The 15,186-nt window shown below is 53.4% G+C and carries 15 protein-coding genes; 4 read left to right on the top strand and 11 right to left on the bottom strand.

All coding sequences use genetic code 11. The annotated features are described in order from the left end of the window. Positions 1–7: 7 nt before the first annotated feature. Positions 8–967: an ABC transporter permease gene (locus BN2684_RS18985; protein ID WP_058303687.1), complete on the bottom strand. Its 960-nt coding sequence runs from the start codon at positions 965–967 to the stop codon at positions 8–10. A 303-nt stretch (positions 968–1,270) separates the two neighbouring features. On the opposite strand from BN2684_RS18985, the gene splB reads away from it, so the two are divergent. Beyond that, positions 1,271–2,335, top strand: coding sequence for a spore photoproduct lyase (gene splB / locus BN2684_RS18980; protein WP_058303686.1), 1,065 nt, complete (start codon positions 1,271–1,273; stop codon positions 2,333–2,335). 27 nt (positions 2,336–2,362) lie between these two features. On the opposite strand, the gene BN2684_RS18975 is transcribed toward splB, so the two are convergent. From BN2684_RS18975 to BN2684_RS18965, 3 genes are read right to left on the bottom strand one after another with little or no spacing between them, the layout of a single operon-like run. Next, positions 2,363–3,166: a metal ABC transporter permease gene (locus BN2684_RS18975; protein ID WP_058303685.1), complete on the bottom strand. Its 804-nt coding sequence runs from the start codon at positions 3,164–3,166 to the stop codon at positions 2,363–2,365. After that, positions 3,167–3,940: a metal ABC transporter ATP-binding protein gene (locus tag BN2684_RS18970; RefSeq protein ID WP_058303684.1), complete on the bottom strand. Its 774-nt coding sequence runs from the start codon at positions 3,938–3,940 to the stop codon at positions 3,167–3,169. It lies immediately after the preceding gene. Positions 3,941–3,988: 48 nt separating this feature from the next. Continuing rightward, complete coding sequence (locus tag BN2684_RS18965) at positions 3,989–4,957, bottom strand: metal ABC transporter substrate-binding protein (RefSeq protein ID WP_058303683.1); 969 nt, start codon at positions 4,955–4,957, stop codon at positions 3,989–3,991. A 440-nt stretch (positions 4,958–5,397) separates the two neighbouring features. On the opposite strand from BN2684_RS18965, the gene BN2684_RS18960 reads away from it, so the two are divergent. Then, positions 5,398–5,949 (top strand): hypothetical protein, encoded by a 552-nt coding sequence (locus BN2684_RS18960; protein WP_187385783.1) that lies wholly within the window; start codon positions 5,398–5,400, stop codon positions 5,947–5,949. 93 nt (positions 5,950–6,042) lie between these two features. Here the strand turns inward: BN2684_RS18960 and BN2684_RS18955 are convergent, their stop codons facing one another. From BN2684_RS18955 to BN2684_RS18940, 4 genes are all read right to left on the bottom strand, one after another. Further along, a complete protein-coding gene (locus BN2684_RS18955; protein WP_058303682.1) occupies positions 6,043–6,417 on the bottom strand; it encodes a YmaF family protein in 375 nt (124 codons plus the stop codon). Positions 6,418–6,588: 171 nt separating this feature from the next. Next, positions 6,589–8,655 (bottom strand): methionine--tRNA ligase, encoded by a 2,067-nt coding sequence (gene metG / locus BN2684_RS18950; RefSeq protein WP_058303681.1) that lies wholly within the window; start codon positions 8,653–8,655, stop codon positions 6,589–6,591. A gap of 365 nt (positions 8,656–9,020) precedes the next feature. Continuing rightward, a complete protein-coding gene (gene yidD / locus BN2684_RS18945) occupies positions 9,021–9,461 on the bottom strand; it encodes a membrane protein insertion efficiency factor YidD (RefSeq protein ID WP_392389019.1) in 441 nt (146 codons plus the stop codon). Positions 9,462–9,552: 91 nt separating this feature from the next. After that, positions 9,553–10,086 (bottom strand): hypothetical protein, encoded by a 534-nt coding sequence (locus BN2684_RS18940; protein ID WP_058303680.1) that lies wholly within the window; start codon positions 10,084–10,086, stop codon positions 9,553–9,555. A gap of 279 nt (positions 10,087–10,365) precedes the next feature. On the opposite strand from BN2684_RS18940, the gene BN2684_RS18935 reads away from it, so the two are divergent. Continuing rightward, the gene (locus BN2684_RS18935) at positions 10,366–11,085 is read left to right on the top strand and encodes a Crp/Fnr family transcriptional regulator (RefSeq protein WP_058303679.1); all 720 of its coding nucleotides are present in this window, start codon (positions 10,366–10,368) and stop codon (positions 11,083–11,085) included. An 89-nt stretch (positions 11,086–11,174) separates the two neighbouring features. Here BN2684_RS18935 and BN2684_RS18930 read toward each other — a convergent pair whose 3' ends face one another. Next, the gene (locus tag BN2684_RS18930) at positions 11,175–11,381 is read right to left on the bottom strand and encodes a hypothetical protein (protein WP_148450019.1); all 207 of its coding nucleotides are present in this window, start codon (positions 11,379–11,381) and stop codon (positions 11,175–11,177) included. 403 nt (positions 11,382–11,784) lie between these two features. Here BN2684_RS18930 and BN2684_RS18925 point away from each other — a divergent pair, with 403 nt between their 5' ends. Continuing rightward, a complete protein-coding gene (locus tag BN2684_RS18925; protein WP_058303677.1) occupies positions 11,785–13,572 on the top strand; it encodes a PAS domain-containing protein in 1,788 nt (595 codons plus the stop codon). Here BN2684_RS18925 and BN2684_RS18920 read toward each other — a convergent pair. Both BN2684_RS18920 and BN2684_RS18915 read right to left on the bottom strand, forming a co-directional pair. Continuing rightward, positions 13,565–14,500 (bottom strand): dihydroorotate dehydrogenase, encoded by a 936-nt coding sequence (locus BN2684_RS18920; RefSeq protein WP_058303676.1) that lies wholly within the window; start codon positions 14,498–14,500, stop codon positions 13,565–13,567. The genes BN2684_RS18925 and BN2684_RS18920 overlap by 8 nt on opposite strands. Continuing rightward, positions 14,478–15,182, bottom strand: coding sequence for a dihydroorotate dehydrogenase electron transfer subunit (locus tag BN2684_RS18915; protein WP_058303675.1), 705 nt, complete (start codon positions 15,180–15,182; stop codon positions 14,478–14,480). The genes BN2684_RS18920 and BN2684_RS18915 overlap by 23 nt, the downstream gene beginning before the upstream one ends. Between the last annotated feature and the right edge of the window lie 4 nt (positions 15,183–15,186).

Below are 15,186 nucleotides of genomic sequence, written 5' to 3'. Positions count from 1 at the left end.
CCGCTCCTTAAATGATGGATTCGCCGCGAATCAGCTTGGACAGCCCGTTAGCCATGAACAAGAGAAAGACGCTGACGAGCGATTTGAGCATGCTGACCGCCGTGGCGAACGGAAAATTATTAGCAAACGCAATATTGTACACGTACAGGTCGAGCACTTCGATCGAATCCTTGTTCATGGCGTTCTGGAAAGCGAAGTACTGCTCCATACCGTTGTTGACGAAGTTCCCGATCGACAAGAGAAGCAGGACAAAGAACGTCGGCATCAAACCCGGAATCGTGATATGCCAGATTTTGCGGAATCGGCTCGCACCGTCCGTCTCCGCCGCTTCGTACAGATCCTGATCGATGCCAGCGATGGCGGCGAGATACAGAATGGCGCCCCAGCCGAGCGATTTCCACCAATACCAGATGATCATCTTCAGCCAGATGTAGCTGTCGGAAGCAAGAAAGTTGTAGCCTTCCGGCACAATTCCCAAACGGGACAGAATGTTGGTTACGACGCCGCTGTCAACGGAGAACAAGGAAAAAGCGAGTGCGTAGACGAGAATCCAGCTGATGAAATTTGGAATGGTGGTCAAGGTTTGAACCAGCTTGCGGTACCAGCCCGATCGGATTTCGGACAGCAGGATCGCAAACACGACGGGAAAGACCGAGGTTATCAGCCCGAGCGAGCTCATCGCCAACGTATTCTTAAGCACTCGCAGTACTTCTGCAGTTTGCGTGGGATTGGCCACCATCGACTTGAACCACTGCAAGCCGACGAACGGGGTGTCCGAAAGCGGAATGCCAGGGATGAAATCATAGAAGGCGTAAATCCATCCGGATATTGGCAGATAGTAAAAGATGAACGTGATCAGAAAAAAAGGAAGCGCCATGAAAAAAAGCTTGTATTTGTTTTGCATTTTTCTTCGCGGTCGTCGATCTGGCTCCACCGTACGAACGACTCCTTCCGAAGGCAGTTCCATAAGGGTATCTCCCATCCTCTATGATTGTTAACGCTTACATTCTAGCAAATAAAAAGGCCTATCCGTGTGAGAAGGCGGATGCTCGTTTGCGGAGATCCGTAAGCGAACATAAGACCATTTTCCCAGCTCAGCGGACCGTTTTCACACTTCGAGCTATCGGTAACATCCAATCGGTCGATTAAACAAGATTCCACACAAAAAACCGCCAAGCTCCTCGCTTGACGGACAGCTTTTCCCACGTTTCAACGATCGGTCCTCGGCAGATGCTACGAAGAGTTCCGCATTCGAAAGGAGCCGCCTTCCATGTCGACGACCGCCGAACTCATTCGCTCCTCAACCGAAACTGGCGTCTTTCTCCCTGAATTGGTTTATTTCGAACCGGATGCACTTCTGTATCCCAAGGGCAAAAAAATTCGCGACTGGGCCAACGCCCACGGTCTGCCGATCCACATGACGACCTCGCATAACCGGATCACCGATCTTCCGGGCGACACCGAGCTAGCTAAATACCGGATTGCCAAGAGGACCCTTGTTGTCGGAGTGCGCAAGACGCTAAAATTCGACACTTCGAAGCCATCAGCGGAATACGCGATCCCCATCGCAACCGGCTGTATGGCTCACTGCCATTATTGCTACCTGCAGACAACGCTCGGTGCCAAGCCTTATGTCCGAATCTACGTGAATACGGATCAAATCTTGGAAGCCGCGGCGGGTTATATTGCCGAGCGGGTGCCCGAGATCACTCGTTTCGAGGCGGCTTGCACCTCCGATCCGGTCGGACTCGAGCATATCTCTGGCTCCTTGGCCGAGCTGATCGCATTCATGGCGGACCAGGAATATGGACGTCTGCGGTTCGTGACCAAATTCCATCATGTGGAGCCGCTGCTCGGGCTCAAGCATAACAACCACACCCGCATCCGTTTCAGCGTAAACTCCGATTACGTGATCAAGAACTTCGAGCCGGGCACTTCCCGCTTTCAGGAGCGGATCGAAGCGGCTGGCAAGATCGCGGAAGCGGGGTATCCGCTCGGCTTCATCATCGCGCCGATCATCTGGTACGAAGGCTGGCAGGACGGGTATCATGAGCTGCTTGAGAAGCTCAGTCGCGCCATTCCAAGAAGCATCTATAAGACGCTCAGCTTCGAGCTGATCCAGCATCGCTATACGAAGACAGCCAAGAACGTCATCCTGAAGCGCTATCCGAAGACCAAGCTGGACATGCAGGAAGAGACCCGCAAGTACAAATGGGGTCGTTGGGGTCAAGGCAAATATGTTTACCCGGATGAGCAGGCCGGGCTGCTTAAGGACTTTCTATACACCCACATCCAAGAGAAATTTCCGGATGCCACAATCGATTATTTTACCTGAAACAGCCGGAAGCAGCCGATCCGGGCGTTACACCCGGATTTTTCCTTTGATCAGAAAGGTACCCAAGAGGAAGACGATCAGGAGCAGAACGACCGATGCGCCGGGAGCCAGATTGAACAGAGCAGCCAGGACGAGTCCTAGGACAACAGCAAGCTCCGAGAAGACCACCGCAAGAATGACCGAATGCTTAAAGCTCTTGGCCAGACGCAGGCTCGCTGCAACCGGGATGGTGACGAGAGAGGAGACGAGCAGAGCTCCCACGATCTTGATTGCCACGCTGATGACGAGCGCCGTCAGCATCGTCACCGCGACATTGTAGAACCGTATCGGCAGTCCGCTTACTGCGGCGGCTTCCTCATCGAAGAAGAGCAGGAACATCTCTTTGTAGTTCAGAGTGACGAACAGGACGGTCAAGACGGTCACCGCACCCACCAGGATGAGATCGAGGCGGTCCAGCGTATAGATGTTACCGAACAGATAACCGGATACGCTGATATTAAAGCCCTTGCCCAGCGAAAAGAACAGGGTGGCAAGAGCGATGCCCGCCGACATGATGATAGCGATAGACAGCTCGGCGTAGGTCTTGTACTCCTTACGCAGCTTCTCGATGGCGAAGGATGCGGCCAACGCGAAGACAAGGCCCATGCCAAGCGGATAGACGTTGATGAGCATACCGAGCGCAACCCCTGCGATCGAGACATGGGACAATGTATCTCCGATCATGGACAGCCTTCTCAGCACGAGAAAAATCCCGATGAGCGGGGCCGTCAATCCGATGAGCACACCCCCGGCGAGCGCCCGTTGAAAGAATGAATCCAGTAAAATGTCCATTTAGCGATTGCCTCCCCCATGCGACAGGTCCTTCACGTCACAATCCTCAGGGGCGTGCGTGTGTTTGACAAAGAATTTGAGTTTTCCCGATGTGCTGGCCGGATCGTCGCCAAGAATGGACGAAAGCATCTCCCGGTCATGGGTAACCATGAGAAAGGTCAGGTGGTGATGCTGATGAAGATGAGTCAAGAGATGAAAGAACGATTCCTGGGTCTCCACATCGACCCCCACTGTCGGTTCATCAAGGATCAACAGCTCCGGGCTCCCGACAAGCGCCCTGGCGAGAAAGACGCGCTGCTGTTGGCCGCCCGACAGCTGGCCGATCTTGCGGTCGGCTAGCGATGTAATGTCTAAGGCTTCGAGGGCCGCTGTGCATTTTCGGGATTCGGAAGCTCCGTTGCGCTTGAACATCGTGTTGCGGTTATAAAGGCCCGAGGTAACGACCTCGCTGACGGTGGCCGGGAACAGCGGATTGAAGTTCGACTTCTGCGGGACATAACCGACCCTCTGCCAGTCCCGGAAATCATCCAGAGGCGTACCAAATAACCGGATACGTCCGGATTCCGGCTTCAGAAGGCCGACAATCATTTTGAGCAAGGTCGATTTTCCCGCCCCATTGGAACCCGCCAGCCCGACAAAGTCCCGCTCCTGGGCGATAAAATTAAGGTGATCGATCACTTTCATTCCTTCATAGGAGAACGAAACATCCTCCAACGAAAGGATCGGATCGTGGCACAATACCCGTTCCGCTTGATTTAGAAATGCTGCACCCATGTTTTAAGCTCCTTCTAGCGCGTGATTGCAAACACGCTCTGACTCTCATTATTGCAAGGCTTGGACGAGATGCTCCAAATTCCGCTCCATGAGCGAGAAATAATCATCCCCGGCCTGTTCCTGCTCCGGTGTGCGCCCTTCAATCGGGCTAAGCACGAGCGTTTGCACCCCGGTCTCCTTCGCCAGCGTCTTCGCCAGCTTATCCGATACGAGCTCCTCAAAGAAAATATAACGGACGCCGTTCTCTTTGACAAATTCTTTGACCGCCTTCATCTCTCTCGCCGTTGGCTCCGCATCGGGAGAAAGACCCATGATCGCCCGTTGCGTCAATCCGAATTCCCGGCTCAGGTACCCGAATGCGGCATGCTGAACGATAATGTCTTTGCGCGGCAAAGGCTCAAGCTCCGCCCGGTAATGAGCTTCCAGCTCGTCAAAGCGGGTGGCAAGCGCTTTGTAATTGGCTTCGTAATCGGCTTGATTTGCCGGGTCGGCGGCGATCATGGCTTCCTTGATTTTTTCCGCCATCTGCTTAGCTAGAGCCGGACTGAGCCACGTATGAGGGTCCACTTCATTCTCCTCATGGCCATGCGGCTCTGTGGCATGCTCCTCATGTTCCTCTTCTTCCGCCTCCTCATGGTGAACAGCCAAGCCTTGGCTGACCTCCAACGTCAGGAGAGGCGAATCAGAAGGCAGGCTTTCCAGAAAATCTGTCACCCACGCCTCCAAGCCTCCTCCTTGATAGAGCAAAAGCTGGGAACGAGCCATGATGCTGATATCCCGAAGCTTGGGCGACCAGTCATGCGGTTCTACGCCCGAAGGAACGATAGTGATGACATTCGCATGTTCTCCGCCGATCTTGGCGGCAAAATCGGCCAGGGGATAAATGCTAGCCGTTATATTCAGTTTATCTTTAGCCAATTTGGGAGATCCCGCGGTACAGCCCGCGAGCATCATAGCGATCATCACGACCGCCAAGAGGCTAGCCGCCCACCGTTTCTTGAAGCGCTGCTCTTTCATTCGATTCCCTTTCTCTTAACCGTAATCATAACGATTTACAGTAGAATTATAAGAGTTCCGTGAAAACGTGTCAAATCTCTCGACAAAAAAAGCAATCCCGAATGTCGTAAGTGACAAGGGATTGCTTGATGGGGGCAGCTTGATGCTCACCCTATTTCCTCGTATCGCCAAGCATACCAGGTGAAATCTTCATGTCCAACCGTCCGAAATTCGGTTTGAAAACACGCCCTAGGCGTATGCCCAGTAGGAGTTACGGATTTGGGCATTCGCACATATGGTATGGGAGACCATGACGTGATGAGCCGTTATCAAGCCCATGCTCTCCAAGACGCAAACTGCGGAATCAGATAAAGCTGACAGGCGATTAGACTTATACTTCGCTTGTTCGTGAGCATGGGCACGGTACAGCAGAACGCCAACTTTATGAAGGAGGTTTTTTTATGGATCGTCAAATGTTTCCCGGCGGAGGCTTTGGGCCAGGCGGATTTGGACCAGGCGGAAGCTTTGGACCGGGTGTAGGATTTGGACCAGGCGGAGGCTTTGGACCGGGCGGATTTGGACCAGGCGGAGGGTTCGGGCACGGGCCGTTCTTCCCGCCGTTTTTTCATCCCTTCTTTTTTCCTCGCCGCCGCTTCTTCCCGTTTTTCTTCCTTTCTCCGTTCTTTTTTCCGTTTTTCCGGGGAGAAGAGGACCGAGACGGGATGTATTTCATGCCGCACCAAAGTCAGGATGGAGAATCCTTTGCAACCTTGGCCCACATGTACAATTGCCCTGAGCCCATTCTGGAAGCGATGAATCCGCACATTCAAAACCCTCATGCTCTGACCGCAGGCAGCACCGTCAATATTCCGCGCCTTGATAAGATGTACTGTCACAAAATGTTCCTGGAGCACGAAATGCCGGCTTCCGCGGCGCAAGCACCTATGACGTATTCGGCTCCGGCGGTCTCGCCCTATTCGGGAACCGCTTATCCGATGGCTTCCAAGCCGTAAACGAGGACTGCTCGGAAGGGATTGAAAAGCATCATCTGCCTCAACCTTATAATAATATTGAAGAGAGACTCGCACTCGCTCTTCTACGAAGCTTTAAAGCCCTGTCCGGCCGCAATACTTATGCGTGTGAGGATAACGTCCATTGATCGTCGTATAGCCTTCAAATAAGTGATAGTGTCCGCCGCCGAGAAGATCAATGGCCGGCCCTGTTGTCCCTGTGATGAGATGGGTATGACCGTTATCCAGCGAAGTCACCGTCCGGTACTCGTGGACATGAGGCACGCCTGTCGGAGCGGGAGCGGTCAAGCTCCCGTATTCATGAGCATGCCCGTCTTCCACCGAGGTTACCCCGCCGAAAGCATGGACATGAACGGGAACTCCCCCCCAAGAAGTGATCTGGAGTCGATGGGAATGGGAATCCTCCTCTTTTCCGGAATTCGTTACAATTCCCGATACTCGAATTTTCATAGGCTTCTCCTTTCTTCATGAAGAATCAGATGAAAGTAGTCTATGTAAAACCCCATTCATCACGAAACGGAGAATCGCCTACGAAACCGGCACTTTGCATGACAGACAGGAAAGGCTGCTCCTCTAAGTAGATTAATCCTACTTAGAGAGCAGCCTGTTCCTATCTGTCTGTTATTTCACGATAGCTCCGTTCGGCATGTCGTCGGGAACTGTTGCGAGGGTCAGCTGGTCGCCTACCGAAGCCGCCAGAATCATGCCGCGCGACAGCTCGCCGCGCAGCTTCACCGGCTTCAGGTTGACCACGCAGATGACCTTGCGGCCGACCAGCTCCTCCGGCTTGTAGTACTTCGCGATGCCGGATACGACCTGCCGCTGCTCGGTGCCGAGGTCAAGCTGCAGCTTCAGCAGCTTGTCGGCCTTCGGCACCGGCTCCGCCGCCAGCACCTGCGCGACGCGAAGCTCGACCTTGGCGAAATCGTCAATGCCGATTTCGTCCTTGGCCGGGCTCGCTTCTTCCGCAGGAGCAACGGGCTTCGCATCGGCCGCCGCCGCTTCCTCCGGCGCGGCTGGCGCCTTCGCGGCAGCTCCGCCCATCGCGCCGGCGATCGCGGCGATCTCCTGCTCGGCATCAAGCCGCGGGAAGATCGGGTCCCCCTTCTTCACGCGGATGCCTGCCGGCAGCCCGCCAAAGCTCTGCAGGCTGTCCCAGGAGGTCGCTTGTTCGCGCGCTTCTTCCTCCAGCCCGAGCTGTTCCCAGATCTTCGCCGGAGTGGATGTAAGAAACGGCCGCAGGAGCACGGACACGATGCGCAGCGATTCCGCGAGGGCATACATGACAGAGCCCAGCTCTGCGCGCTTGCTATCGTCCTTGGCAAGCGCCCAAGGCTTCGTCTCGTCGATGTATTTGTTGGATCGGCTAACCAGCGTCCAAATGGATGCGAGTGCGACGGAGAACTCCATCTTCTCAAGCGCTGCCTCAGCCTTCTGGACAGTAGCTTCCGCAACGGCAAGCAGCTCCGCATCATACTCCGTCGCATTCGGCACGTATGCCGGAACGACTCCGTCGAAATACTTGTCGATCATCGCCACCGTTCGATTCAACAGATTGCCGAGGTCATTTGCCAGGTCATAATTCACCCGTTCGACAAAGCTCTCCGGGGTGAACGTGCCGTCAGAACCGAAGGGCACTTCCCGCAGCAGGTAGTAACGGAGAGCATCCAGCCCGTAGCGGTCGATCAGCGTGACCGGATCGACGACATTGCCTTTGGACTTGGACATTTTGCCATCCTTCATGAGCAGCCAGCCGTGCCCGAACACTTTCTTCGGCAGCGGCAGGCCGAGCGCCATCAACATGATCGGCCAGTAGATCGTATGGAAGCGAACGATTTCCTTGCCGACGAGGTGAACATCGGCCGGCCAATACTTGTAATACTTCTGCGGATCGTCGGAACCGTAACCAAGAGCCGTGATGTAGTTGGAGAGTGCGTCGATCCAGACATAGATGACGTGATTCTCATCGCCTGGGACCGGAATGCCCCACTTGAACGAGCTGCGGGATACGGCGAGATCTTCAAGTCCCGGCTTGATGAAATTGTTGATCATCTCATTTTTGCGCGCTTCCGGCTGGATAAACTCCGGATTTTCCTCGTAGTACTCGAGCAGCCGATCGGCATATTTGCTCATGCGGAAGAAGTAGCACTCTTCCTTGACAAGCTCAACCGGGTGGCCGCTGTCCGGGCTCTTCCCGCCGACGACTTCGCCCTTCTCATTGCGGACGACATCGGCGAGCTGGGATTCCGTATAATAGGTTTCATCGGGAATGCTGTACCAGCCCTCGTATTCTCCTTTATAAATGTCGCCTTGCTTGAGGAATTTGGCAAAGATCGCCTGGACCGATTCTTTATGCCGCGCTTCAGTCGTCCGAATGAAGTCGTCATACGAAACGTCGAGCTTGTCCCACAGCGACTTGATGCCCGCGACGATTCCGTCGACAAATTCTTGGGGATGAACACCCTTTTGCCGAGCTTTTTCTTCGATCTTTTGTCCGTGCTCGTCCGTTCCAGTCAGGAACATGACATCGTATCCGCGCAGCCGCTTGTAGCGCGCCATCGCATCTCCAGCCACCGTCGTATACGCATGGCCGATATGCAGCTTATCGCTCGGATAATAAATCGGGGTTGTCAGGTAAAAGGTTTTGGAATACTCGCTCACTGCTTGTTCCTCCTTCAAATGCTTCATCTAGCAAAATAAAAAAAGCCCTCGTCCATCTTGGGACGAAAGCTTCTGCTCACGTGGTACCACCCAGGTTCCCCCATTCTTCACAGAACAGGGCTCTGCCGGTCTTGCGACCGTCCCTTAACGCGGGAAACGTCCTTTCCTCACGGTCGAACCGAGGGTTTGGCTGCTCGAAAAGGAATTCTCCGGGACCATATTCAGGGTTGTCCTGTACCGGCTCGCAGCATTTCTTCCGGCTCTCTGCAACAGTCGCTTCCCTTACTCATCCCTTCACAGAATGACGCTATGAAATTTCAATCGCTCAAGCTTCGCTGAGACTCATTGTTGCCTTATCTGCTTTTCATCATACGCGCCCGTTCTTTCAGCTGTCAAGAACCCTTTGGCTCTTTGCCCTCCGCCGGGTTTGTGCGCTTCCGCGGATTAGGCGGAACGGGATCGATTCCGCCCGGATGGAACGGGTGACAGCGGCAGATGCGTTTCGTCGCCATCCACATTCCCTGAACCGCCCCATATTCCTCGAGCGCATCGAGCGCATATTGCGAGCATGTCGGATAATAGCGGCACCTCGGCGGCTTCAGCGGAGAGATATATTTCCTGTAAAAGCGGACGGGAGCTTGGGCCGCTCTCACGGAAGCGGGCTTGGCTTGTCTGCTCATTCGTTTCACCTGATTCTGTCGAATTGCGGCGAGACGGATCTGCGTGGGCAGCCGTCTGCTTTCGTTCATTATAACCGGGATGATGCGCCCCTGCAAAATACTCATCGTCGGTATCAGAATGGAGCTTACCTTCGCTGACGCATCTTCGACCAAAAAGCCTCTCCTGCTCTTCTCGTTTAGGATGGAAACCGCACAAAAAAAGGCCGCTTTAACGACCCTTCTGACTGTGAGGTATCTAACGATATTAGGAGAACAAATAGTCCAGATCTGTCAGCAAATCCTCTGCAATCGGAAACAGCAGGTTTTTCTCCATGGCCAAATAATCTTTAAGAATGACGGCCGCGTGCAGCAAATGGGACGATAGCTCTTGAACGACTTGGCTATTGATGTTCGCTCCCGTTACTGCCGCCTCCTTCTGGAATGCGGTGACATAACGCTTGGCTAATTCATAATTTTTATCAAGTCCCCACAAGGAGGGATTAAGGGTAGGCAGCAGATCGGCTCCGGCATACGTTCCGATGAGAGGGAACAAGTCGCTTCTCCCCCATGCAAGATGAGCTTCCAGCTCATCCATAAAGACGGATGTTTCTATTCGAAGATTGGAAATTGTTCGGTCCAGGGAAACTCCTTCAATCGGCGAATCGGCACATTGAGCCGCCTTTGACCAGTTCGAAAGCTTCAGCGACAGCTCTGCATGTTCGGCTTCCAACCGTTCCAAGTGAGCCGATAATACGGTAGGCCGAGCAGATTCCAGCACCGGCGTTTGACTTGTTCCCATCTCGGGGCCCCCATTTCCTTGCCATTCAGTGTATTCGTATCCTGTTGATGCAAGTGTAACATGCAGGAGTAGGGCAAACAATGATTTTTATCACTTCATTACTATTTTTTATCAATACAGGGTAGAAAATGTCTATCCTCGGTGTTTCCCTCGCTCTTCTACAAATTTGTGTACATAACGTGAAATAATTCACATTTTGTTGCAACATGAGTGAGTTTAGTCACACAATAAGATAAAGATGTGGTATAATAATGGTAATTTGAGGGGAGGAGGCCTGTGATGGCTAAGCAAACTCAGTCGGAAGTGACATCTAACCGCAATACGGAGGTCTTTTCCCAAGAAAACTTCAAATTGATCGAAGAGATCATGTACGAGACGAAATTAGCTGCGGGCACTCATCTGTATTGGGAAGGAGACCCTGCCGACAAATTTTTCTATATTAAGCAAGGCAGCGTTCAGATCACCAAATCCAACGACGAAGGGAAACAGTTCATCCTGTATATGCACCAGACCGGTGACCTCTTCGGCCAATTGGACGGCCTGCACGGTTCAACCCATACCATGACTGCGGAGATCACCGAGGACAGCGTCATCTGCTCTATCTTGAGCAAGGACCTGGAGGTTCTCATGTGGCAGCACGGCGCCCTCGCGGTCGAATTCATGAAATGGATGGGCATGATGCACCGGATGACCCAAGCCAAGCTTCGCGACCTGATGATGTTTGGCAAGCCCGGCGCCCTCTGCTCGATGCTGATTCGCCTGTCGAACACGTATGGAACGGTGCGCGGCGATGATATCCTCATCACCAAGAAGCTGACCAACAGCGAGCTCGCCGATATGATCGGGGCAACCCGGGAAAGCGTAAACCGCATGCTCGGCGATCTCAAAAAGGATGGGATTATCGATCAGGAGAGCAGTCATATTATCATCAAGGATTTGGACGGATTACGAACGATCTGCCAATGCGAGAACTGCCCCTCTAATGTATGCCGAATCTAAAGAAAAACCGATGATTGCCCGGGGCGATCATCGGTTTTTTTGGTTATGAAACAAGAATAGGCCGCAGAGGATTCCTCCTCGCGGGCCGTTCAATGGCTTCGCGTTTCGACAGGGAGAACGGCCAGAATGTCGCGGTTGCGGAACAATTCCGGTTCTCTGCGGGTAAAGCAATACGCATAGACGCATTGGGCTCCCGCTGTGAGGATATCGATTCTTCTCTGAATGGTTCGGTTGTCTTCCTCCAGATAGATGATCTCAATCGGAGATCCGACAAATTGCTGCAGGCCTTGTTCCATCCGAACTTCATCTCCCTTCCGGATGCTGCTGCGCATTGGTTGGTGAACATCGGCTGATAGCGCCCTTCTATCAGCAAGTATAGCATAGAATACAGGTTGAAAAAAGGAATATTTCGCTAAACGTTCACAATATAGGGTTGACCGCAAGGTCACAAGTCCTAGATCCCCTTGCTTTCGGAAGCACCTTAATCCGTGGTCAGCGTAATCCTCTTCCCCGTTCAGCTTATCCATTCGCGCAATAGGCTCCGCTGTCTGTCCTTCCAACCATGTTAGGGAATTACCCGCTCCCGCCCTTCATTATTCCTTGCATAACCTAACGATTTTAGTTGTATTCCAATCCATAAGCCTATACAATCAAAGGAGAATAGGAAATGTTACCTATTTTGGGAGGTTTGCCGTCTGCATGGAAACCGATGTCGTACGATTGGTATATTCCTCATTCTTTCGCCATGCTCCATACGGAATTTCGGTAATCAATCGCAAGGGGATCATTCTGCAAGCGAACGAAGCTTTCAGCGTTCTTTGCGGCATACCTGTCCCGGAGCTGATCGGGTTTCCGATCTTCGCGCTCACCCACCACGAAGACCAATGGGAGGAGCGAGAGAAATACCGCAGCTTTACCGTCTCCGATGAGGTTGAGATCCTTTATGAAATCAACTGGCAGCTTCAAGACGGGTCAACGCGTCCCATGCAGGTCGTCTTAACCAAGATGGATTCCACCAAGAACCCGACATCCTGGTTCCTCGCTTCCTATAAGGATCTATCGCAAGCGAAAAAGCGAGACAAGCTTGAACGGCAAAGGCGAAGACGAGCGCTCGCCGCCGAGCAAGCCGCTTTAGCCGGCTGCTGGGAATGGAGTAAGAACCGAATTCCAAGTCTTTATTGCTCTGCTGGAATTTATTCCATACTTGGCATGGAGCCCATGGGCGGGGAGCTTACCGGGGAGCAAATGATCGAAAGACTACACCCCGATGACCTGATGAGATTTCCGGAAATCTCGAAGGATAAGTCCTTCTCCGCCAATTTCCGCATTCGATGCATGAATGACAGCTTCCGGTTGATTCGGGTTTCGGGCGAATGGATATGCGACGAGGAGGATGCCGATTCGTATTGGGCGGGGACTTTTCATGATGTGACGGAGCTGGAACAGGCAAAGTACAGTGTTCGTCAACAGCAGCTGCTGACTATGCGCATCCATGATGCCTTTCAAGATATCGTCTGCTTGATTCATCAAGATTTTACGATATCCGGCTTGTCGAAGTCCTTCTATTCCCTCACGGGTTATTCGGAAGAGGATGTTCTTACGATTCCGATCGAGCAGATAATTCCTCCAGAAGATATCCAATTCGTTCGTTCCCACATGAATCTCTCTCAGGGGCAGCCGGTCACCTTCCGCTGCCGAACCCGAACCGGCTCCATTCTTTGGCTGGAAGCAGCCATCCTCTCTATGCCAGAAGGCATCGCCCCGGCCGGAACCTACCTGCTGGTAGCGAGAGATCATACGGAGGTAAAGAACATCCACGAGCATGCGCTCAATTCGGATAAGCTTACCGCTGTCGGAGGGCTCGCGGCCGGGATTGCCCATGAAATTCGAAACCCCCTGACCGCGATCAAGGGGTTCATCCAGCTCATGAAGAATGGGACGGTGAAAGAGGAGTTTTATGAGATCATTCTGTCGGAGCTCTCGAGAATCGACAGCATCGTGAAAGAGCTCCTTTTCCTATCCAAGCCGCATCCGGTTACCTACACGGTGGCGGAGCTGTACCCTCTGCTGGACCATGTGATCACCCTGATCAATACGCAAGCGATCCTGTATCAGATCGAGATCGAGCAGCACTATCAAGAGGGTTCCATGCAGCTCTATTGCGATGAGAACCAAATCAAGCAGGTCCTCATCAATCTATTGAAGAACGCCATTGAAGCGATGCCGAGCGGAGGCAAAATCACGCTCAAGACCGACTACAACGGAGCCAATTCGGTGCTCATCCAAATCACCGATCAAGGAATCGGTATCTCTCAGGAAAACCTGGAGAAGATTGGGCAAATGTTTTACTCGACGAAGGAGTCGGGAACCGGCCTCGGGATGATGATCAGCCATGAGATCATTCGAAACCACGGAGGAAAGATGACCCTCCGCAGCACGCAAGGCGTCGGAACCACGGTGGAAATCACCCTTCCGATCATCAGATGATCCCGCGGATTTCATCCAGGGAAGAGATACCTTCCTCCTCCATGAAGGTGACGAGATCTTGAGCCAGCTCGGCTCCGGCCCGAAGATTGACGAAGTTGTACGTGCCGATTTGAACGGCATGGGCTCCGGCCATAATAAATTCCACCGCATCCTCGGCTGACGAGATGCCACCCATTCCAATAACCGGAATGCGGACCGCTTTCGCCGCCTGGTGGACCATACGCAGGGCAATCGGCTTGATGGCCGGGCCCGAGAGACCGGCGTATCCGTTCGCGAATACGCTTTTTCTATTGCGGACATCAATCTTCATCGCCGAGAAGGTATTGATCAAGGATACCGCATCTGCTCCCTCATCCTCGCACATGGAAGCCATCTCCGCGATATCCTTCGCACCCGGCGACAACTTCACAGCAAGGGGCAGCTTCGTCGCGCGACGAACCTCCCGAACGACCTTGCGGGCGGCCTCCGTGTCGATGCCGAAGGCGATCCCCCCCTCCTTCACGTTCGGGCAGGAGATATTCAGCTCGATCATATCCGCTCCGCGCTTGTTGTCGCGCTCTCTTCTCAATCGGTCGGCTTCAATCAGAGCCGCTCCCTCCCGATATTCATCAAGCGTTCCGCCGCCCAGATTGATGAGAATCGCCGTATCCCAGGCCGTCATCCGGTCCAGCTCCTTGGTGAGAAACGCTTCGATTCCTGGGTTTTCCAGCCCGACGCTGTTCATCATCCCGGCTGCCGTCTCATAGACGCGGATTCCTTTATTACCGGCCTTCGGATGTAAGGTTAAGCCCTTGCCGGAGATTCCTCCGAGCTTATTCAAATCCACGAACCGTGAGTATTCCTTGCCGAAGCCATAGGTTCCCGATGCCATGATAAACGGATTCTTGAACCGGACTCCGGCGATCTCAGTGAATGTGGAATTCGTCATTCAGCTCTACCTCCTCTGCCCGAAAAACCGGCCCATCGGCGCATACCTTCCGGTTGCCGTTCTTCGTGGCGCAGCTACACACCAGACAAGCTCCGATACCGCAGGCCATTCTCTTCTCCAGCGAAACATACAAGGGAACGCCTGTCCCTTCCATCTTCGAAGACAATGCCCGCATCATAGGCAGCGGTCCGCACGTAAAGACCGCGTCATATCCGGCAGGGTCGATATCCTCCACGATGTAACCGCCCACGTTCACCTTCACCGACCGCGCCACCTGTTCAAAGCGGTCGACTCCGAATGCTTCCGAGCTGAAGCCGAGATAAACATCCGGGTTCTCAAGCTGCCTAGCGGCATAATAAAGCGGAGCCGTTCCCATCCCGCCTCCAACGAGAGCAACCCGCCCTTCGACTTTTGGAAATCCGTTGCCGAAAGGTCCTTCGAGTCCGATCTCATCACCCGGCTTCAAGCGGGATAACCGTTCCGTCCCGTACCCCGCAATCCGATAAAGAAAGGAAATGCTGTCGGGTCTCACGTCATGGATGCTGATCGGGCGGGACAATAGCGGGTAGCTGTCCCATCCGCGGAGCATATAGAATTGCCCCATCTCTCCGTCAAACCGTCCCTCCGCTTCCAGGACATAGACATCCGAAGCGAGTCGGATATTGCTTCTTACCACTGCCACGGCG

Origin of the sequence: Gorillibacterium timonense (assembly GCF_001457415.1) — a bacterium.
In the GTDB taxonomy this organism is placed as follows: domain Bacteria; phylum Bacillota; class Bacilli; order Paenibacillales; family NBRC-103111; genus Gorillibacterium; species Gorillibacterium timonense.
Note: the sequence above shows the minus strand (reverse complement) of the source record. Positions and strands in the feature narration are given on the sequence as shown.